This window comes from Streptomyces sp. PKA51 (assembly GCF_057552455.1).
Genome location: NZ_BAAJPZ010000019.1, coordinates 16,265 through 35,125, shown reverse-complemented (window position 1 = coordinate 35,125; position 18,861 = coordinate 16,265). Strand labels below are relative to the sequence as shown.

The window sequence follows — 18,861 nt, the reverse complement described above, 5'->3', positions numbered from 1 at the left end:
GCCTCTGGTGGGCCGGCAGGCGTCTTCCCCCTCTCGAGCCTCGGAAACGGCCCCGGTGTCAGCAGGCGACGAGCAGTTCCCGCAGGCCGCGGATGACGAAGCCCGGTTTGCGCAGCGGTTCGCGCAGGAGGCGCAGCGCGGGGGCCTGGCGCAGCAGTTCGCCGTGGACGGCGAGGAGTTCGGCGCGGGCGAGGGGGGCGCCCAGGCAGTAGTGGATGCCGGCGCCGAAGGCGAGGTGGGGGTTGTCGCTGCGGGTGAGATCCAGGCGGGCGGGGTCGGTGAAGCGGGCGGGGTCGTGGTTGGCCGACCCGAGGAGCAGAGCGACTTCGTGGCCGCGCGGGATGCGGGTGCCGGCGATCTCGATGTCCTCCAGCACCCAGCGTTCGAAGAGGTGCAGCGGGGTGTCGTAGCGCAGGAGTTCCTCGACGGCGCGGGGCAGCAGCGCGGGGTCGGCGCGCAGGGCCGCGAGCTGGCCGGGGTTGCGCAGCAGGGCCCACCAGGCGTTGCCGATGCTGCCCACGGTGGCCTCGTGGCCGGCGTTGAGCAGCAGGGCGCAGGTGGAGACCATCTCCTGCTCGGTGAGGCGTTCGCCCTGGTCGTGCGCGGCGATCAGGGCGCTGACGAGGTCGGTGCCGGGGCGGGCGCGCCGGGCGGCGATCAGCTCGCGCAGATAGGCGGAGAACTCCTCGCTGGCGCGCACGGCGCGACGGGCGGTCTCCTCGCCGGGGTTGAGCTCGTACATGCCGCAGATGTCGGCGGACCAGGGGCGCAGGAGAGGGCGGTCGGAGGCGGGGATGCCGAGCATTTCCGCGATGACGGTGACGGGCAGCGGCTCGGCGACCCGGGCGATCAGGTCGCCGCCGCCGTCGGCGACGAGGTCCGCGACCAGGTCGCGGGCCAGGCGCTCGACGACGGGGGCGAGGTCCTGCACGGTGCGCGGGGTGAAGGCCTGGGAGACCAGGCGCCGGATGCGGGTGTGGTCGGGCGGTTCCAGGTCGAGCAGGCCGTTGTCGTTGAGCGTGTGGAAGGGCGCGTGGTGCGCCGGGGGCGGCGTCCGGCCGAACTCCTCGTGGGTGAAGCGGTGCAGGTAGGTGCGTCCCAGACGCCGGTCGCGCAACAGGGCGCGGACGTCGGCGTGGTGGGGTACGAGCCACTGCCGGCTGGGGGCGAACCAGTGGACGCGGCCGGCCTCGCGCAACCGGGCGAGGCCGGGGTAGGGGTCGGCGGCGAAGCGGGGGGACCACGGGTCGAAGCCGGCACTCGCATCCATGGGCGGATGCTAGGGCCTGTCCGGCGGATCAGGTAGTCCCGTGCGGCTGGTGCCGCGTGGGCGCGACACGATGGCCCCGTCAGGGGCGCGGGGAACTGCGCGATCGGCCACGACGCGCCCGCAGGCGACGCGCCAGCCCGAGGCCCGGGCGCAGCACGGCTCCCTGCCTGCGGGCGCGTCGTTGCTTGTCGCGCCCACGCGGCGGCAGCCGCAGATCGTGCACCGCCCCGCGCCCCTTACGGGGCGCCGTGGTGCCCCCGCGACGAAGATCCGCCGGACAGGTCCTGGCGCCGTACGTCGTCCGGGCCGAGGGGCGTCCGGGGAGCCGGCGGGGGTTTGAGGAGGGGTCAGAGGGGGAGGGGTGCCGGGCCCTGGGGGCGCCAGACGGTGCCGCGGCGCTCGTGGGCGAAGAGTTCCTCGACGGCGTGGGCGATGCGCGGGCCGGCCTCGCGTTCGAGCAGGTACAGGCCGAGGTCGAGTCCGGAGGTGACTCCTGCGCCGGTGACCAGGTCGCCGTCGTCGACGACGCGGGCGGGCACGGCGTGGGCGCCGGCGGCGCCGAGGGCCTCGGCGGCCGCGTGATGGGTGGTGGCGTGGCGGCCACGGAGCAGGCCGGCCATGGCCAGGAGGAGGGATCCGCCGCAGACCGTGGCGACGGTGACCTGCGGGCGGTCCATGGCCTGCCGCAGCAGCCCGGGCAGCGGGGTGGCCAGGGCCCGGCCCAGGACGACGGAGACGTGTTCCGGGTGTTCCGCGGCGTCGCCGTCGCCCGGCGTGACGCGGCCCAGGGCGCCGGGTACGAGGACGAGGTCCGCCCGGCCGGGGGTCAGGTCGGCGGTGGCGCGCAGGGAGACGGCCGGGGTGCCGCTCGGTACGTCGCGGGGTCCCTCGGCGGAGACGAGTTCGACGCCGACCGCTCCGCCGGAGAGGAGTCCTCCGGCGTACAGCACCTCGTAGGGGGCGATGACGTCGAGCGGGTCGAAGCCGTCGAACAGGACGATCTGTGCATGCATGGCGATGCCCCTCTTGTACGCGTACGGCCGGTTCGCTCCGGCCCGCACCCGACGATAGGCAGGCGCCGGGCGGCGCCCCAGTGGCGTGAGTGACACCTTTCAACGGAAAAGTGCCACGGCTGGTGCAGGGGTGATGGCCTGGGGAAACGGCCTGCCGGTCCGGGGGCCGGCGGTGTGGCGGTCCGGTAGGTTCCCGTAGGTTCCCGCCATGCACACCGTCGCCGTTCTCGCGCTGGACCAGGTGATCCCGTTCGATCTGGCCACGCCGATCGAGACCTTCGCCCGTACCCGGCTGCCGGACGGGCGTCCCGGCTACCGGGTGCGGGTGTGCGCCGGGCAGCCGCAGACCGATGCCGGCACGTTCGTTCTGCGCGCTCCCTGGGGACTGGACGGGCTCGACGGTGCGGACACCGTCGTCGTGCCCGGCACCGCCACCCCGGCGGCGCCGCTGCCGGCGGAGGTCCGCGAGGCGCTGCGGGCCGCGGCCGCGGCGGGCACCCGTATCGCCTCCATCTGCACCGGCACCTTCCCGCTGGCCGCCACCGGGCTGCTCGACGGGCTGCGGGTGACCACGCACTGGCAGGCCGCCGACCTGCTGGCCGCCGCCTATCCGGCCCTCACCGTCGACCCGGGGGTGCTGTACGTGGACAACGGGCAGTTCCTCACCTCGGCGGGCGCGGCGGCCGGGCTGGATCTGTGCCTGCACATGGTGCGCCGCGACTACGGCTCGGCCGTGGCCGCCGACGCGGCACGGCTGTCCGTCATGCCGCTGGAACGCGAGGGCGGGCAGGCCCAGTTCATCGTCCACGACCGGCCGCCCGCCCCGCAGGGCTCCGCCCTGGAGCCGCTGCTGGGCTGGCTGCAGGAGAACCTGGCGCGCAGTCTGACGCTCGACGACATCGCCGCGCAGGCGGGGATGAGCACGCGGACGCTGATCCGCCGCTTCCGGGAGCACACCGGTACCACGCCGCTGCAGTGGCTGCAGCGGGCCCGCGTCCGCCGGGCCCAGCACCTGCTGGAGGCCACGGCGCACTCCGTCGAGCGCATCGGCGCCCAGGTCGGCTTCGGCTCCCCCACCGCCTTCCGTGACCGTTTCAAGAGGACCACCGGTGTCAGTCCCCACGCCTACCGGCGCAGCTTCGGCTGACGCGGCGCGGGCCCGCACGGCGCGCGGTCACTGCGGCGCGCGGTCAGTGCGGGAGACGGGCGGCGATGAGGCAGATGTCGTCGTTGCCCGTGGCGGAGATGCCGGAGACGAGGGTGTCGCAGAAGACGTCGAGCGGCGCGCCGGCGAGCTCCCGGGCCGTGCGGGCCAGCCGGGCGAGGCTGTCGTCGATGTCCTCGTCGGGGTGTTCCACCAGACCGTCGGTGTACAGCAGCAGGGTGCTGCCGGGGGGAAGTTCCTCGATGGCGCTGACGCGCCAGTCGTCCGGGACGGGCAGCCCGAGCAGGGGCGAGGTCGCCGCCTCCAGGAAGGCGACCCGGCCGTCCTCGGTCACCAGCAGCGGCGGTGGGTGGCCGGCGACGCTGTAGTACGCCTGCCGGCCTCCCGCCGGGCTCTTCTCGATGCGCACCACGGCGCAGGTCGTGGTGCCGCCGTCGGGGTCGAGCAGCTGGCTGGCGTGGTCCAGGCGGCGGATGATCTCGCCGGGCGGCTCCTCGCGGTCGGCCGCCAGGCCGCGCAGCATGTTGCGCATCTTGCTCATGTTCACCGCGGCCGCGATGTCGTGGCCGGCCACGTCGCCGATGGCCAGCACCAGCGCGCCGTCGGCGAGGACGAAGGAGTCGTACCAGTCGCCGCCCACCTCGGCCGCGGCGGGGCTGGGCAGGTAGCGGGAGACGATCCGCAGGTCGTCGTAGGGCGGGGGCGTGGTGAGCAGGCTGTGCTGCAGGGCGAGGGCGACGCGCTGGGTGCGCTGGAACTCGATGATGTTGCGCAGCGGGTCGTGGGCCTGTTCGAGCAGTTCGCGCATCAGGGCCATGTCGGCGGGGCCGATGGGGTCGCGGTCGCCGCAGACGAAGGCGTCCACGACGGCGGCGAGCGTCCCGTCGATGAGCACGGGCACCAGAACCATGCCGTGGGCGCCGGCGCGCCTGAGCCAGGAGACGGTGTCGGGCGGGGCGATCTCCTCCGTGACGGTGTGCGGGTCGAACGCGGTGTGGACGGGCCGGCGCTCGCGCACGGCCCGGGCGAAGGCGCTGTGCGCCGGGACGTGCTCGACGCCCAGGCGCGGCGGGTCGGCGGGCAGTCCCTCGCGGGTGCGGGCCGCGATGCGTTCGACGGTGAACGGGCCGTCGCCGGTCAGCTGCTCGGCCGGATCGGGGAAGAGGTAGATGCCGCACTTGTCGGCCAGCGTGGGCACGATGACGTCGCCGAGGGCGGCGAAGGCGCTGCGGGGCTGGGTGGACTCGGCGAGGACGGCCGCCGCCCGGGCCAGCACCTCCACGCGGCGCCGTTCCTGCCACTGCTGCTCGATGTCGGTGCAGGTGCCCACCCACTCCACGACCCTGCCGTCGTCGTCGCGGACGGGCACGGCGCGGGCGTCGAAGTGGTGGTAGGTGCCGTCGGTGGTGCGCAGCCGGTAGACGTCGGTGAACTCGTCGGGTACCTCCTCCAGGGCGCGGTGCCAGGCGATGCGCACCGGTTCCCGGTCCTGGGGGTGCACGGCGTCCAGCCAGCCCGCGCCGCGGAACTCCTCCCACGTCTGCCCGGTCACGCGCTCCCAGCCGGGGCTGGGTTCGATCGCGCCGCCCCTGGCGGCCGAGACCCAGACGATCTGGGTGCCGGCGGCGACGAGGTTCTCGAACCTGCGCAGGGCACGCAGCCGTTCCTCGGAGACCCGGCGGCTGCGCTCGGCGGCGTCGACCTGTTCGGTGACGTCGACGGCCACCACGAGTACGCCGTGCCCGTCGCCGGAGACGGGGACGCGGGAGAGGCTGAAGGTGAAGTAGCGCTTGGTGAGGGCACCGTGCGGCCCGTGGAACTCGCTGGGCGCCGCGGCCAGGCGGACGGGCTCCCCGGTGCGGTAGACCTCGTCGACGAGCCCGAAATAGCTCTGCTGCCGCTGCTCGGCGAACGCCTGCGCCAGGGGCAGACCGAGGGGCCGGTCGCCGAAGGTGTCGCGGTGGACGGGGTTGACGTAGACGAGCTCGTGCCGCGGCCCCCGGGTGATCGCCACGGGCACCGGCACGGGATCGAACATGGTCCAGGAGAAGCGCTCCTGCGATGACGCCGCGCCGTCCGGCCCGCTCACCATGGAGCCCCTCTCCTGCCGCCGACACTTCTCTCCATCGTCGGGCCCCGCCCGGTGGCGGTCGTCGTGCGCGGGGCGAACGGGTGAGGCGGCGGGGCGGCTACTGGCCGTGCCGGCTGCCGTAGAGCAGGAGCAGGACGAGGACGAGCCCGGCGAGGAGTGCTCCCCCGCCGGGCCAGGGTTGGGAATCCCGCGCCTGGATGCCGTCGCCGTCGGGCGCGCCGCCGCCGTGGACCTCGCTGCGGTGCCGCTCGCGCTCCTGCTCGGCCTGGCGCTTGGAGGTCACCTCGTCCCACGTGATGCCGCACGCCGCGCACCGGTACCGATAGCTGGACACGTCGCTTTCCCTCCCGTGAATCCGTAGGGCTCCCGAACCCTAGTGCGGGGCGGGTGGGCGGGAGGGGGCTTTCGGGCGACTTCCCCCCTTCGGGGGAGGGCGGCCCCGCACCCTCCCCCGGTCATGGGTGACGCAGGCAACAGGCAGCCGAGGGCGGTGCCGCCGGGGATCGGTGGCAAGGTGACACCGTTCGTGATCGGCCTCAAGGAAGGAAACGGTGCCGGCATGTCCATCATCCATCGCACGGAGCTCAAGCCGACCAAGCTCGAACTGCTCACCGACTGGCTGCCCTCCCGGCCCTGGTACCGCGGCGGTACGGGCGCGCCGGAGCCGGTCAAGGCGGGCGGGTTCCGGCTCGACGATCCCGAGGGCGAGGTGGGGATCGAGTTCATGGTGGTCACCGACGCCTCGGCGCCGGAGGGTCCGGCCGGCTACCTCGTGCCGCTCACCTACCGCGGCGCCCCGCTCCGGGGGGCCGAGCACGCCCTCGTGGGGACGCTGCACCACGGGGTGCTCGGACAGCGCTGGGTGTACGACGGCTGCCACGACCCGGTGCTGACGGCCCAGCTGGTGGCCCTGGTCGAGGGCCGCGTGCAGGCGCAGGCACAGAGCGTCAGCGACACCCTCGACGACGACGTCACCCGTTCCTTCACCGGTCACGGCCCGGCTCCGGCGGGCTTCACCACCACGGCCGCCGACGATGAGGACGGCACGTCGGTGTCCACGTCGTACGGCGCGTCCCTGCGGCTGCACCGTGTGCTGCGCCCGGGCCCCGAGACCCCGCTTCCCGAGGGGGCCGCCGGGCACGTCGGGGGTTCGTGGGAGGCCGCCGACGGCACGTGCGTCCGAGGGGTGTTCGCCCACCTGAACCCGGCCGGCCGGCAGCAGTAACCGCCTTACCGATTCGGCGGATTGAACGGTCGCCCCCGGTGCATGATTGCTTCCGCTCGAACAGGACCCCAAAGAGGCGGTGGCCGTGGTGGCGGGAACGCTCAAGGAGCACATCGAGGACGCGGTGGAGGTCATGCAGCGCACGGGCGCGGTGATGGTGCCCCGGGGCGAGGCGGAGGTGCTGGCGGCGCACGTGCTCGGGGTGGCGGTCGCGGAACTTGCGCTGGACGGCGAGCCCGACGAGGAGTCCCTCGCCCGCTACCGCGCTCTCGTGCGCCGCAGGAGCGAGGGGGTGCCGCTGGGCTACCTGACCGGGTCGGCGTCGCTGGCGGGCGTCGAGGTGGAGGTGGGGCCCGGGGTGTTCGTGCCCCTGATCGTCAGCGAGGCCGTCGTCGCGGCCGGGCTGGACGCGATCGCACCGCTGCCCGCCCCGCTCGTGGTGGACCTGTGCGCCGGATCGGGGGCGTTCGCGCTCGCGGTGGCGCACCACGTACCCGGGGCGAGGGTGCATGCCGTGGAGCACGATCCGGACGCCCTCGCCTACGCCCGCCGCAACCGTGCGCGGCGGGCCGCGCTCGGCGACCGGCCCGTCGAGCTGCACCAGGGTGACGTCACGCTGCCGAAAACGCTGGCCGAGCTGAACGGCACGGTCGACCTGGTGCTGTCCTCGCCGCCGTACCAGCCGGAGGAGGTGGCGGTTCCGGACGAGTTCGGCGTGCACCAGCCGCGGGAGGCGGTCTTCGGCGGCCCCGACGGCCTGCGCGTGACCCGGCACGTCGTCGAGGCGGCGGCCCGGCTGCTGCGGCCGGGCGGCACGCTGGTCCTGGAGCACGGGCACCAGCACGGCGAGACGGTGCCGGCGCTGCTGCGGGGCGACGGCCGGTTCACGGACGTCTCGGAGCACCCCGACGCGTACGTGGGCCACCCGCTGTACGTCCGGGGAGCACGCGCCTAGGCCGTTTCCGGCGGATCTTCGGCGCGGGGCACCGCGGCGCCCCGATAGGGGCGCGGGGCAGTGCCCGACCTGCGGCTGCCGCCGCGTGGGCGCGACAAGCCACGACGTGCCCGCAGGCAGGGTGCTGCGCCCGGGCTTCGGGGTGGCGCGTTCGGCTGCGGGCCGTCGGTGGCCGATCGCGCAGTTCCCCGCGCCCCTTCGGGGCGCCCCGGTGCCGTATGGCGAAGATCCGCCGGACACGCGTCGGGGCCGCGCGCCCCGGGAAGGTCACGGGGTGCGCGGCCCCTTACGGCCCCTCGGCGGCTGGAACCCGGGGCTTACTTGTTGATCAGGGTGTTGCCGTGGCTCATGTTGCCGACGCCGAGCACGGAAACGGTGTTGCCGCCGACGTTCGGGGAGACGCGCGGGGCGACCTGGACGATGTTGGCGGCGGCCACGCCCGGGGACTTCGCCGTCTCCGCGGCGGCCTGCGGGGCGGCGCTCGCGCCGGCGGCGCCGGCTCCGACGGCCGCGGCGGCGAGGGCGGTCACGGCGGCGGCGTTGCGGATGCTCATGGCTCTCCAATGGGTTGGGGGGAAGCGCCAGGCAAAGGCTCTGGCAAGAAAGAGTCTTGCGTACGAAAAACCGTCTGCCCTACGAGCGGAGAGTATGTTCATCCTCCTCCGCGACCGCGGCGTCGGCATTGACCCCCTGTGGGTGCTCGGCGATCAAGTCCCTGACGAACAAGGGATGTCGGGAAGGGATGTGCGGGCCCGGCCCGGCCGGGGCGGAAAACCGGTGGCGGGGCGGTGGGTGGCACCGGCAGGCTGATCACCGTCACCGACGCCGTCCTCAGGAGGAAGCGGGAATCATGCGGCAGGTCTTCGAAGCACCCCTGCGTCCCTGCCGCGACCACGTTTCCGAGGACTTCTCCACCCATGCCACTTCCCCACGCCCCGGCAGCCCGGGGCATCGTCAACGTCGGCATCCTGGCGCACGTCGACGCCGGTAAGACCAGCCTGACCGAGCGGCTGCTGTTCGAGGCCGGGGCGCTGCCGCGGCTCGGCAGCGTCGACGCCGGCACCACCCGCACCGACAGCGGGGAGATCGAGCGCCGGCGCGGCATCACCATCCGTACCGCTGTCGCCCCCTTCTCGGTGGGCGACCTGCAGGTCAACCTCGTCGACACGCCCGGCCACGGGGATTTCGTCGCCGAGGTCGAGCGGGCGCTCGGCGTGCTCGACGGGGCGGTGCTGGTCGTCTCCGCCGTCGAGGGCGTGCAGGCGCGCACGCGCGTGCTGATGAAGAGCCTGCGCCGGCTGGCGCTGCCGACGCTGGTCTTCGTCAACAAGACCGACCGGGCGGGCGCCGACGAGGCGCGCGTCCTGGCCGGCATCCGTGCCCGGCTGACGCCGCGCGTGGTGCCGATGGGCACGGTGCGCGGCATGGGCTCCCCCGCCGCCCGGGTCGTTCCCGCCTCCTTCGACGATCCCGGCTTTCGCGAACGCGTCGCCGAGGCGCTGGCCGAGGACGACGAGGAGGTCCTGGCCGCCCTCGTCGAGGACGGCCGGGTGCCCCCGGCCGGGCGGCTGGCGGCGGGGCTCGCCGCGCACACCGCGCGGGGGCTGCTGCACCCGCTGTACTTCGGCTCCGCCCTGTCGGGGGACGGCGTCGGCGCACTCGCCGAGGGCATCGCCCGGTGGCTGCCGCCCGCCCGGCGGGCGGACGAGGGCGAGGCCGTGGGCACCGTCTTCGCCGTCGACCGCGGGCCGTCGGGCGAGAAGATCGCGTACCTGCGCCTGTTCTCCGGCAGCCTGGCGCGGCGCGAGCGGGTCACGCTGCGCCGGCGCGAGGCGGACGGCAGCGTGGTCGCGCACGCGGGGCGCCTCACCTCGCTGGAGGTGCTCGGCACCGGTCCCTGCGGCGCCGGCGGGCGGCTCGGCGCGGGCGGCATCGCGCGGATCGGGGGGCTGCCGGCGGTCCGGGTCGGGGACCGGCTGGGCCCGGGCGGGGAGGAGGAGGCGGTGCGGCACTTCGCCCCGCCGAGCCTGGAGGCGGTCGTGCGCCCGGTGCGCGGCGAGGACCCCGTGCGGCTGCACGCCGCGCTCGGCGCGCTCGCCGACCAGGACCCCCTCATCGGCATCCGCCCGCTGCCGGACGGGAGGGGGACGGCGGTCCTGCTCTACGGCGAGGTGCACAAGGAAGTCCTCGCGGCGCGGCTTCAGGAGGAGTTCGGCGTCGGCGCGGTCTTCGAGGAGAGCCGCCCGGTCTTCCGTGAGCGGCCCGGCGGGACGGGCGCCGCCTACGAGGGCATCGACCGCCATGACACTCCGGCCTTCTGGGCCACGATCGGGCTGCGCGTGGAGCCCGGGGCGCACGGCTCGGGCACGGTCTTCCGACGGGAGACGGAGCTGGGGGCGATCCCCCTGGGCTTCGACCGCGCCATCGAGGAGACGGCCCGCCGCACGCTCGCCCAGGGCCTGTACGGCTGGCCGGTCACCGACGTCGTGGTCACCCTCACCCACTCGGGCTACGCCAGCCCCGTGAGCACCGGCACCGACTTCCGCCGGCTGACCCCGCTGGTGCTGATGCGGGCCCTGGCCGAGGCGGGCACGCGGGTGTACGAGCCGTGCCACGCCTACGAGCTGGAGCTGCCGCACGACGCCCTGAGCGCGGTGACGGGCCTGCTGGCCGGGCACGACGCTCCCGTGCGCGAGGCGGCACCGGGCCGGGACGGGTGGGTCCTCAGGGGCCTGGTACCGGCCCGGCACGCCGCCGCGGTGGAACGGCGGTTGCCGGGTCTGACCCGGGGTGAGGCCCTGTGGTGGACGGCCCCGGCCGAGGACCGCCCGCTGCCGGGCCGCCCGCCCGTGCGCGAGCGCACGGACGGCGACCCCCTCGACCGTGCGGCGTACCTGCGGCACGTGGGGCGGGGTGGGGCCTGAATGCCCGACGCGCCGGCCGCTCGGCGGGGTCGGGGTCGGGGGCGGTGGGGTCAGGGGCGGCGGGCGAGCCGGTGCAGCCGCAGGGCCAGCTGGAGTTCGAGGGCGCGGGCGGGGGTGTTCCAGTCGGGGCCCAGGAGGCGGCCGACGCGGTCCAGGCGCTGGACGACGGTGTTGACGTGGACGTGGAGGTCGTCCTTGGCCCGGGCGAGGCTCGCGCCGCAGGCGAAGTACGCGTCCAGGGTGCGGATGAGGTCGGTGCCGCGCCGCTCGTCGTAGTCCAGGACGGGGCCCAGCACACGGCGGACGAAGCCCGGTACGTCGCCGCGGTCGGCGAGCAGGACGCCGAGGAAGCCGAGCCCGGCGAGGTCGGCGCCGTCGCCGGTGCGGCCGAGGGCGTGCAGGGCGGCCAGGCAGCGCAGCGCCTCGGCGTGGGCGGCGGGCAGGTGCTCGGGGCCGCCGGCCGGCCCGGCGGCGCCCGCGGTGACGGGGGTGCCGAGGCGCCGGCCGAGGGCCTCGGCCAGCTCGCGGGCGAGCCGGGCGCAGTCGCCAGCGGGGAGCAGGAGGAGCACGTGGCCGTCGCGGGTGCCGGCGAGGCCGCCGTGCCGGCGGGCGTGCCGGGCGGCCTCGGCCACCAGGCGCGGGCGCGTCTCGGCGTCGCAGTCGAGGGCGAGGACGGCGTGCGGGCGGGCGAGGTCGATGCCGAGGCGGCCGGCCCGCCGGGCGAGCCGGCCCGTGTCGTGGTGCGTGCCGGGGGTCCGGGGGGTCAGCAGGTCGTCGAGGAGTTCGCCGCGTATGCGGTCCTCCGCTTCGGCGACGGAGCGGCGCAGGAGCAGCAGCAGGGCGGTGACGAGGGCGGCGCGCTCGAACAGGCGCCGGTCGGCGTCGGTCAGGTCGGTGCGGCCGGTGAGCACGAGGCTGCCGAGGAGTTCGGAGCCGGCCGGGACCGCGCACACCCAGGTGCCGTCCGCGGGCACCGCCCGGCCGCCGGAGGCGACGACGGCGTCGGCCGGTGGGGCGGCGGGGCCAGTGCCGACGCGGGCCAGCGCGGTGCCGTCGGCGTCGTGGACGCTCAGGCCGCCGCCGAGCAGGGCGGCGATCTGGGCGGCGACCTCGCCGACGGTGGCGCCGCGCAGGACGAGGGCGGTGAGGCGGTCGTGCGCGTCCGCGGCGCGGCGCAGGGCCTCGCCGTGGGCGCGGGCGGTCCGGTTGGCGGCATCGAGGCCGACCAGGGCGGTGCGCGTCTCCTCCAGCAGCCGGGCGTTGTCGAGGGCGACGGCGGCGTGGTCGGCGAGGGAGGCGAGCAGGGCGACGGCGTCGGGGGCGAAGGTGCGCGGGCGGCGGTCGGCGGCGAACAGGACGCCGATGACGCGGGCGCCCACGCGCAGCGGGACGCCGAGGATGCCGCGCAGTCCCTCGTCGGCGACCGCGGTGTCGATGGCGTCGGTGTGCTGGAAGCGGCCGTCGGTGCGGTAGTCGGTGCTGGTGTACGGGCGGGCGGTCTGGGCCACCAGGCCGCCGAGGCCCTCGCCCATGCCCAGGCGCAGTTGCTGGAAGCCGGCGGACGCCGAGCCGTCGGTGACGCGCATGAAGGTGTCGCCGGCGGCCGCATCGTGCAGGGTCAGGTAGGCGACGTCGGTGCCGAGGAGGGTACGGGCGCGGTGGACGATGGCGCGCAGGACGGCGTCCGTGTCGCGCAGGGCGGCCAGGTCGCTCGCGGTGTCGAAGAGCGCGGCGAGTTCGGCTTCGCGGCGCCGGTGCTGGTCGAGGGCGTGCCGGATGTCGAGGGCGGCGTCCAGGGCCGCGTCGAGGGCGGCCCGTTCGGCCGGGTCGTCGAGTGCGGCGCGGTCGGCGGCGGCCGCGGGGGCGAGCATCTCGGCGGGGGCTCCGGCGGCGAGGTGGCGGAGCAGGTTCAGCAGTGCGGCCGTGGCGGGCCGGGTGGGGTGCACGGCGCGGTCCTCGTTCATGGTCACCATGGTGTCCTTCGTGCCGGTGCGAGGGTCCGGTCCCTTGTGTCACGTGGGTTCGGCGCCGGTGAGCGGGGCCTGGTCGGCGCCGGTGGCCGCCCGGGGTGCGGGGCGGGCGAGGTCGCGTCCGCGGGTCTCGCGGGCGACGGCGACCGTGACGGAGGTGATCACGGCGGCCAGGCACAGGTACAGGGCGATCGGCGTGGACGAGCGGTAGGTCGTGAGGAGTTCGACGGCGATGACGGGGGCCAGGGCGCCGGCGGCGATGGAGGCGAGCTGGGAGCCCAGGGAGGCGCCGGAGTAACGGACGCGGGTGTCGAACATCTCGGAGACGAAGGCGGCCTGGGGCCCGTACATGGCGCCGTGCAGCACCAGTCCCACGGTCACGGACGCGGTGATCGCGGCGAAGGAGCGGGTGTCCAGCAGCGCGAAGAAGGCGAAGGCCCACAGGGCCATGCCGACCGAGCCGACGAGGGTGACCGGTCTGCGGCCGGCCCGATCGGACAGCGCGCCCCACAGCGGGATGGTGACGAAGTGCACGGCGGAGCCGATGAGGACGGCGTTGAGGGCGGTGCCCTTGGGAAGGTGCAGCTGGGTGGTGACGTAGACCAGGAGGAAGGACGTGAGGACGTAGTAGGAGACGTTCTCGCCGAAGCGCGTGCCCATGGCGGTGAGCACCTCGCGCCGGTTCCTGCGCAGCACTTCGGCGACGGGGGCGCGCGGCGCGCCGCCCGGCGCGGCCTCGGCCGCGGCCCGGGCCTGCAGGAAGAGGGGGGACTCGGTGACGCGGACGCGTACCCACAGGCCGATCAGGACCAGCACGCCGGACAGCAGGAAGGGCACGCGCCAGCCCCAGGCCCGGAACTCCGCCTCGGACTGGACGGCCGCCAGCAGGGCCAGGACGCCGGTGGCCAGCAGGTTGCCGCCGGGGGCACCGCACTGCGGCCACGACGCCCAGAAACCTCGCCGGTCGGCGCCGCCGTGCTCCGAGACCAGCAGCACCGCCCCGCCCCACTCGCCGCCGAGCGCGAAGCCCTGGACGAGCCGCAGCACCGTCAGCAGGACCGGCGCGGCGACGCCGATGGTGTCGTACGTGGGCAGCAGACCCATGGCGAAGGTCGCGCCGCCCATCATCAGCAGGCTCAGGACGAGGAGCTTCTTGCGGCCCGTCCGGTCGCCGAAGTGCCCGAAGACGATGCCGCCGAGCGGCCTGGCGGCGAAGCCGATCGCGTACGTGACGAAGGCGATCAGCGTGCCCACGAGGGGGTCGTCGGCGGGGAAGAAAAGGGTGTTGAACACCAGCGCGGCGGCCGAGCCGTAGAGGAAGAAGTCGTACCACTCGACGGTGGTGCCGATCAGGCTCGCGGCGACGACGCGGGCGATGCCGCCGGTCGGGGGACGGGTCATGGGGTGGGTCACCAGCCTTCGGGGAAGGGGGTCAGGTCGCGGTCCAGCCGCCGTCGAGGGCGATCGAGGCGCCGTTGATGCCACCGGCGGACGGGCCGCACAGCCAGACGACGGCCGCCGCGACCTCGTCGGGTTCGAGCAGGCGCCCCAGGGGCGAGCGGGCCAGCAGGACGTCGCCGAGCACGGCGTCCTCCGTGATGCCGTGGGCGGCCGCCTGGGTGCGGATCTGCGCCTCGACCAGCGGGGTACGGACATAGCCGGGGCTGACGCAGTTGCTGGTGACACCGTGGGGGGCGCCTTCGACGGCGGCCACCTTGCTCAGGCCCTCCAGGGCGTGCTTGGCCGCGACGTAGGCGGACTTGAAGGCGCTCGCGCGGTGTCCGTGGACGCTGGAGACGTTCACGACGCGGCCCCAGCCTGCGGCGTACATGTGCGGCAGCACCCGGCGCAGCAGCAGGAACGGCGCGGTGACCATGACCTGCTGGATCAGGGCGAAGCGCTCCGGGGGGAACTCGGTGAGGGGTGCCACGTGCTGCAGGCCGGCGTTGTTCACCAGGATGTCGACGGCCGAGGGCAGGGCGTCGGGGGCGGCCGGGTCGGCGAGGTCGGCGACGTGGGGCAGGCCGCCGATCGACTCCGCGACCGCCGTTGCGGAGCCGGCGTCCACGTCGACGACGTGCACGGTGGCGCCGGCCCGGGCCAGGTGGAGGGCGCAGGCCCGGCCGATGCCGCTGCCCGCCCCGGTCACCAGTGCCGTCCGGCCGCGCAGGTCGGGGCTCGCCGGGTGCGGCGGCGGGGTGGGGAGTTCGCTCGTCATGGCGGCAGACCTTAGGGGGCTGCGGGCCCGGCTCCTATGGTGCCGGGCCACACAAGGGGCTTGCGCCGTGTGGGGTACGGACCCACCGCCGTAGGATCCGGCGGGTGACCGAGATCGACTACGGACGTTTGCACGAGGACCTGCGCCGGGCGCGCACCGCGGCCGGCGGCGGCGCCGCCCGCTGGGAGCTGCTGCGCCGCTTCCAGCAGGAGTGGGGGTACGAGCCCGCCGGCGGGCCGCGCCGGGGGCAGGAGGAGCCGGACGCGCACCGGGAGTACGTGGCCGGGCTGCGGGAAGCCGCCGGCGACGGTGCGGCGCAGGACGGGCCGCAGGACGTCGATCCCGCACTCGCGATACCCGAGGCCCTCACGGAGTGGTGGGAGCTGCCCTTCAACTCCTTCGCGGACCGCTGCGAGCTGTACGAGACCAACCCCGTGTGGCCGCCCACCGTCCGCCCGGACCCCACCGGCTACGGCGTCGCCGACGGTCTGCCGCCCGGCAATCCCTTCGCCGGGCCGGACGAGGACCAGCGGGTGTGCGTCTTCATGGCCGAGAACCAGTACTGCAACGAGTGGGGCTATCCCGCCGCCCGCAGTGCCCTCGCCGATCCGCCGGTACTGGTCTCCGGGCTCGGCGACGACGGGGAGGCGGGGTGGCACCTGCAGAGCCACTCGGTGTCCGAGTTCTTCCTGCAGCTGGCCCTGACCCGACTGCCCGCCCACTTCGGCTGGACCGTCGAGGAGGGCGACGTGGACGAGGAGGTCCTGGCGCGGCTGACGCAGCACCTGTGCCCCCTCGGCCTGCCGCCCTGGCGCGAACTGGGCGCCCGTACCGAGTACTTCGGCGGCCGGGACGTGATCGTGGCCCACAACACCGGATTCGGCGACTTCGGGTTCGTCGCCTACGGCCGCAGCGAACAGGCGCTGCTGCGGCTCGCCGACGCGCTCGGCGTGGACTGGTCCGAGTGGATCTGCGAGCCGGAGAGCCACCACGAGGAGCGCTGACCGCCCGCCGCGTGGGTGCGGCCCGGCGCCCCGTCTGCGGGTGCGTCGTGGCTTGTCGCGCCCACGCGGCGGCAGCCGCAGATCGGCACCGCCCCGCGCCCCTGACGGGGGCGCCCCGTAGGGCGCGGGGAACTGCGCGATCGGGCACCGGCGGCCCGCAGTCGACGCGCCAGCGCCTGTGCCCCACGCGGCGGCAGCCGCGCATCGACAACGCCCCGCGCCCCTTACGGGCGCCCTCGTAGGCAACGCAGTGCATCGGAGGGGCCACGCAGGGCATACGCGCAGTGCGGGCGCCGGCCGGCGGCGGGCGCCCGGTGCGGTCAGGCGACAACTGCCCTGTGGGGGACGGGAGGTGACGCGATGGTGTGGTGGTCGTGGCTGGTCGTGGCCGTCGCATGCGTGCTGGTGGCGGCCGTTGCGGTGGCGGGCGTGCAGGCCCGCAGGCGGTCGGGGACGGTGCTGGCCGTGCGCCGGCGGCACGCGACGGGTCGGAGGGGGGCGCGATGAGGGCCCCGTTGATGCTGGCGTCCGAGCTGTCCGGGCGCCCGGTGGTGACCCTGGGCGGGGACGTCCTGGCGCAGGTCAAGGACACCGTCTTCGACGTGCCCGCGGGGCGGATCGTCGGCTTCACCCTCAGCGGCCGCGGGGTGCTGGCCGGCCCGCTCAAGGAGAGCCTGCCGTGGCCGGGCGTCCACGCGCTGGGCCGGCACGCGGTGATGGTCACCGGCAAGGAAGCCCTGGCCGGGCCGAAGGCCGTGGTGACGCCCGGCGACGCGGCCCGCGGGGCCGTGCTGGGCGTGAAGGTGCTGACCGACGCCGGCATGGAGGTCGGGTCGGTGAAGGACGTGGTGGTCGAGGGCGGCACCAGCGGCCGGGTGGCCGGGCTGCGGATCACCGCGGCCGACTCCGCCGACGGCCGGCGCCGGGACGTCTTCGTCCCGCACGACCAGGTGCTCTCGCTCTCCGGCCACGCCCTGGTCGTCCCGGCCGACGCCCGGCGCCTGGTGGCCGAGGAACTGCCCAGTTTCACCTCGCAGGCCGAGGTGTTCCTCACCCGGGAGGCGAGCTCGTGGTGATGCTGTTCTCCGCGCTGCGGCACTGTCCCGTGGTCGGCATCGAGGAGGCCGAGGACCTCGGCCGGGTCGAGGCCGTCGGCCTGGCACCGGCCGGGGCGGCCGTCGCCCACCTCCGGGTGAGCGGTACCGGCCGGCATCCGCGCCTGGTGCCGTGGAGCGCGGTGCACGCCGCGGGGCCGGACGCCGTCCTCGTACGGGCCGCCGAGGTGGCGGACGACGGCGAGGACGGGGCCCCGCAGCAGCACGAGGCCCTGGGCGCCCGGGTCCTGACGGACCTGGGCAACGAGCACGGCACGGTCGAGGACATCGCCTTCGACCCCGCCACCGGGCGGATCCACACGCTCTACACGACGCTCGGTGCGGTGCCCGGGGAGCGCGTGACCGGGCTGGGCGACTACGCCCTGGTCGTCCGCGCCGCCCAAGGGGTCCGCGGGGCGTAGGCCGTGCCCGGCGCCCCCCGGTTTGCGGCTGCGCCGCGTGGGCGCGACAAGCCACGACGTGCCCGCAGACAGGGTGCCGTCCTTCGCCCGGGTCTCGGGGCAGCGCGTTCGACTGCGGGCCGTCGGTGGCTGATCGCGCCCACGCGGCGGCAGCCGCAGATCGACGCCGCCCCGCGCCCCTGACGGGGCACTCCATGCGCGGCACCGCGATACCCCGTCTGCGGACCGTCGTCACGCGACACCGCCCCGCGCCCCCTACGGGGCGCCGTGGTTCAGGCCGTCGAAGGCCACCCGCAGGTGGCGGGGGCCGCGCAGGACGGGGCTGGGGCGGTACGGGGGCGGGTCGGCGATCAGGCGCGGAGCGCGCAGGCGGCGGGCGAATTCGGTCAGGGCCAGCTGGGCCTCCAGCCGGGCCAGCGGTGCCCCGAAGCAGTGGTGCACACCGAAGCCGAAGCCCAGGTGCTGGAGGTCGGGGCGGGCGGGGTCGAAGCGGTCGGGATCCGTGAAGCGGTGCGGGTCGCGGTTGCCGGAGGCGAGCAGCAGCCAGACGGGGGCGCCCTTGGGGATGACGGTGCCGGCGATGTCGATGTCGTCGAGGGTGGTGCGTTGGGGCAGGAGCTGCACGGGAGGCTCGTAGCGCAGGAGTTCCTCGACGACGGCGGGCGCCGTCTGCGGGGCCTCGCGCAGGCGGGCCAGTGCCTCGGGGTGGCGCAGGAGGGTGAGCATTCCGTTGGTGATGAGGTTGACGGTGGTCTCGTGGCCGGCGATGAGCAGGAGTACGGAGGTGCTGATCTGTTCGATCGTGGACAGGCTGCCCTCGGGTCCCTCGTCGGTGGCGAGGGCGGAGAGCATGTCGTCGCCGGGGGCCCGGCGGTGTTTGTCGATCAGCTCGGCCATGTACTGGCCCAGTTCGAGACGGCCCTGCTGGATCGTGCGGCGCCGCTCGGGGTCGTCCTCGCCGGGGTCGATGCCGGCGACGACGACGTCGACCATGCGCCGGAAGTGCGGCTCGTCCTGTCTGGGGACGCCGAGCAGCCGGCAGATCACGGCGACCGGGAAGGGGTAGGCGACGTCGTCGACGACGTCGAAGTCGTCGCGCCCGTCGAGGCTGTCGATCAGGCCGGTGACGGTGCGGGCCAGTTCGCCGCGCATGTCGTGGATGCGGCGGGGGCTGTGGGGCGGGCCGAAGGGGCGGGTGGCCAGGCGGCGCAGCCGGTCGTGCTCGGGCGGGTCGAGGCGGATGAAGGACGGTGGCAGGGCGGGGTTGTCCTCGTCGGAGGCGAGCAGACTCTTCGCTCCGGGCGCGAGGTTGCGGGCGTCGGAGCTGATGCGCGGGTCGCCGAGCAGTTGCCGGATCTCCCAGTAGGTGGTGACCAGGTGGATGCCGCTGTCGTCGCGGACGACGGGGGTGCGGCGCAGTTCGGCGTAGAGGGGGTAGGGGTCGGCGCGGTGGGCGGGATCGGTGATCCGCTGGACCGGGCTGCTGGACGGCACGGGTCGTATCTCCTC

Annotated in this window: 16 protein-coding genes; 7 read left to right on the top strand and 9 right to left on the bottom strand. The window is 75.2% G+C overall.

Going from position 1 to position 18,861, the window contains the following annotated elements; genetic code table 11:
- Window positions 1-58 precede the first annotated feature (58 nt).
- Together AC27L3_RS23675 and AC27L3_RS23670 are read right to left on the bottom strand one after the other, a co-directional pair.
- Entirely contained in the window at window positions 59-1,270 is a 1,212-nt protein-coding gene (locus AC27L3_RS23675; protein WP_487236066.1) for a cytochrome P450, read from the bottom strand.
- Between the two features lie 347 nt (window positions 1,271-1,617).
- Window positions 1,618-2,283 carry a DJ-1/PfpI family protein gene (locus tag AC27L3_RS23670; protein ID WP_487236065.1) on the bottom strand — a complete coding sequence of 222 codons (666 nt, stop codon included), beginning with the start codon at window positions 2,281-2,283 and terminating at the stop codon, window positions 1,618-1,620.
- Window positions 2,284-2,491: 208 nt separating this feature from the next.
- Between AC27L3_RS23670 and AC27L3_RS23665 the strand changes: the two genes are divergently transcribed.
- Complete coding sequence (locus AC27L3_RS23665) at window positions 2,492-3,430, top strand: GlxA family transcriptional regulator (RefSeq protein ID WP_487236064.1); 939 nt, start codon at window positions 2,492-2,494, stop codon at window positions 3,428-3,430.
- 43 nt (window positions 3,431-3,473) lie between these two features.
- On the opposite strand, the gene AC27L3_RS23660 is transcribed toward AC27L3_RS23665, so the two are convergent.
- Window positions 3,474-5,540, bottom strand: a complete 2,067-nt coding sequence (locus tag AC27L3_RS23660) for a SpoIIE family protein phosphatase (RefSeq protein ID WP_487236063.1) — start codon at window positions 5,538-5,540, stop codon at window positions 3,474-3,476.
- A 97-nt stretch (window positions 5,541-5,637) separates the two neighbouring features.
- Entirely contained in the window at window positions 5,638-5,874 is a 237-nt protein-coding gene (locus tag AC27L3_RS23655; protein ID WP_487236062.1) for a hypothetical protein, read from the bottom strand.
- 225 nt (window positions 5,875-6,099) lie between these two features.
- Here AC27L3_RS23655 and AC27L3_RS23650 point away from each other — a divergent pair, with 225 nt between their 5' ends.
- Together AC27L3_RS23650 and AC27L3_RS23645 are read left to right on the top strand one after the other, a co-directional pair.
- Window positions 6,100-6,765, top strand: coding sequence for a maltokinase N-terminal cap-like domain-containing protein (locus tag AC27L3_RS23650; protein ID WP_487236061.1), 666 nt, complete (start codon window positions 6,100-6,102; stop codon window positions 6,763-6,765).
- A gap of 46 nt (window positions 6,766-6,811) precedes the next feature.
- The gene (locus tag AC27L3_RS23645; RefSeq protein ID WP_487236060.1) at window positions 6,812-7,720 is read left to right on the top strand and encodes a N5-glutamine methyltransferase family protein; all 909 of its coding nucleotides are present in this window, start codon (window positions 6,812-6,814) and stop codon (window positions 7,718-7,720) included.
- A gap of 317 nt (window positions 7,721-8,037) precedes the next feature.
- Here AC27L3_RS23645 and AC27L3_RS23640 read toward each other — a convergent pair whose 3' ends face one another.
- Window positions 8,038-8,274 (bottom strand): chaplin family protein, encoded by a 237-nt coding sequence (locus AC27L3_RS23640; protein ID WP_487236059.1) that lies wholly within the window; start codon window positions 8,272-8,274, stop codon window positions 8,038-8,040.
- Window positions 8,275-8,637: 363 nt separating this feature from the next.
- Between AC27L3_RS23640 and AC27L3_RS23635 the strand changes: the two genes are divergently transcribed.
- Window positions 8,638-10,644: a GTP-binding protein gene (locus tag AC27L3_RS23635; RefSeq protein ID WP_487236058.1), complete on the top strand. Its 2,007-nt coding sequence runs from the start codon at window positions 8,638-8,640 to the stop codon at window positions 10,642-10,644.
- Between the two features lie 50 nt (window positions 10,645-10,694).
- Here the strand turns inward: AC27L3_RS23635 and AC27L3_RS23630 are convergent, their stop codons facing one another.
- From AC27L3_RS23630 to AC27L3_RS23620, 3 genes are read right to left on the bottom strand one after another with little or no spacing between them, the layout of a single operon-like run.
- On the bottom strand, window positions 10,695-12,617 hold the full coding sequence (locus tag AC27L3_RS23630) for a helix-turn-helix domain-containing protein (protein WP_487236057.1): 1,923 nt from the start codon (window positions 12,615-12,617) through the stop codon (window positions 10,695-10,697).
- A 39-nt stretch (window positions 12,618-12,656) separates the two neighbouring features.
- Complete coding sequence (locus AC27L3_RS23625; RefSeq protein WP_487236056.1) at window positions 12,657-14,015, bottom strand: MFS transporter; 1,359 nt, start codon at window positions 14,013-14,015, stop codon at window positions 12,657-12,659.
- Between the two features lie 31 nt (window positions 14,016-14,046).
- Window positions 14,047-14,832, bottom strand: a complete 786-nt coding sequence (locus AC27L3_RS23620) for a 3-hydroxybutyrate dehydrogenase (RefSeq protein WP_487236055.1) — start codon at window positions 14,830-14,832, stop codon at window positions 14,047-14,049.
- 104 nt (window positions 14,833-14,936) lie between these two features.
- On the opposite strand from AC27L3_RS23620, the gene AC27L3_RS23615 reads away from it, so the two are divergent.
- The 3 genes from AC27L3_RS23615 to AC27L3_RS23605 all read left to right on the top strand — a co-directional run bounded on the left by AC27L3_RS23615 (window position 14,937) and on the right by AC27L3_RS23605 (window position 17,352).
- On the top strand, window positions 14,937-15,836 hold the full coding sequence (locus tag AC27L3_RS23615; RefSeq protein ID WP_487236054.1) for a hypothetical protein: 900 nt from the start codon (window positions 14,937-14,939) through the stop codon (window positions 15,834-15,836).
- A gap of 503 nt (window positions 15,837-16,339) precedes the next feature.
- On the top strand, window positions 16,340-16,912 hold the full coding sequence (locus tag AC27L3_RS23610; protein ID WP_487236053.1) for a PRC-barrel domain-containing protein: 573 nt from the start codon (window positions 16,340-16,342) through the stop codon (window positions 16,910-16,912).
- Window positions 16,912-17,352, top strand: a complete 441-nt coding sequence (locus tag AC27L3_RS23605; RefSeq protein ID WP_487236136.1) for a PRC-barrel domain-containing protein — start codon at window positions 16,912-16,914, stop codon at window positions 17,350-17,352. The genes AC27L3_RS23610 and AC27L3_RS23605 overlap by 1 nt, the downstream gene beginning before the upstream one ends.
- A 255-nt stretch (window positions 17,353-17,607) precedes the next feature.
- Here the strand turns inward: AC27L3_RS23605 and AC27L3_RS23600 are convergent, their stop codons facing one another.
- Window positions 17,608-18,846 (bottom strand): cytochrome P450, encoded by a 1,239-nt coding sequence (locus AC27L3_RS23600; protein ID WP_487236052.1) that lies wholly within the window; start codon window positions 18,844-18,846, stop codon window positions 17,608-17,610.
- Window positions 18,847-18,861 lie beyond the last annotated feature (15 nt).

Bases quoted from the DNA above. Each gene is read 5' to 3' on its own strand.
- AC27L3_RS23675 (WP_487236066.1), bottom strand. From the start codon at position 1,270: ATGGATGCGAGTGCCGGCTTCGACCCGTGGTCCCCCCGCTTCGCCGCC.
- AC27L3_RS23670 (WP_487236065.1), bottom strand. From the start codon at position 2,283: ATGCATGCACAGATCGTCCTGTTCGACGGCTTCGACCCGCTCGACGTC.
- AC27L3_RS23665 (WP_487236064.1), top strand. From the start codon at position 2,492: ATGCACACCGTCGCCGTTCTCGCGCTGGACCAGGTGATCCCGTTCGAT.
- AC27L3_RS23660 (WP_487236063.1), bottom strand. From the start codon at position 5,540: ATGGTGAGCGGGCCGGACGGCGCGGCGTCATCGCAGGAGCGCTTCTCC.
- AC27L3_RS23650 (WP_487236061.1), top strand. From the start codon at position 6,100: ATGTCCATCATCCATCGCACGGAGCTCAAGCCGACCAAGCTCGAACTG.
- AC27L3_RS23640 (WP_487236059.1), bottom strand. From the start codon at position 8,274: ATGAGCATCCGCAACGCCGCCGCCGTGACCGCCCTCGCCGCCGCGGCC.
- AC27L3_RS23635 (WP_487236058.1), top strand. From the start codon at position 8,638: ATGCCACTTCCCCACGCCCCGGCAGCCCGGGGCATCGTCAACGTCGGC.
- AC27L3_RS23630 (WP_487236057.1), bottom strand. From the start codon at position 12,617: ATGGTGACCATGAACGAGGACCGCGCCGTGCACCCCACCCGGCCCGCC.
- AC27L3_RS23625 (WP_487236056.1), bottom strand. From the start codon at position 14,015: ATGACCCGTCCCCCGACCGGCGGCATCGCCCGCGTCGTCGCCGCGAGC.
- AC27L3_RS23620 (WP_487236055.1), bottom strand. From the start codon at position 14,832: ATGACGAGCGAACTCCCCACCCCGCCGCCGCACCCGGCGAGCCCCGAC.
- AC27L3_RS23610 (WP_487236053.1), top strand. From the start codon at position 16,340: ATGAGGGCCCCGTTGATGCTGGCGTCCGAGCTGTCCGGGCGCCCGGTG.
- AC27L3_RS23605 (WP_487236136.1), top strand. From the start codon at position 16,912: ATGCTGTTCTCCGCGCTGCGGCACTGTCCCGTGGTCGGCATCGAGGAG.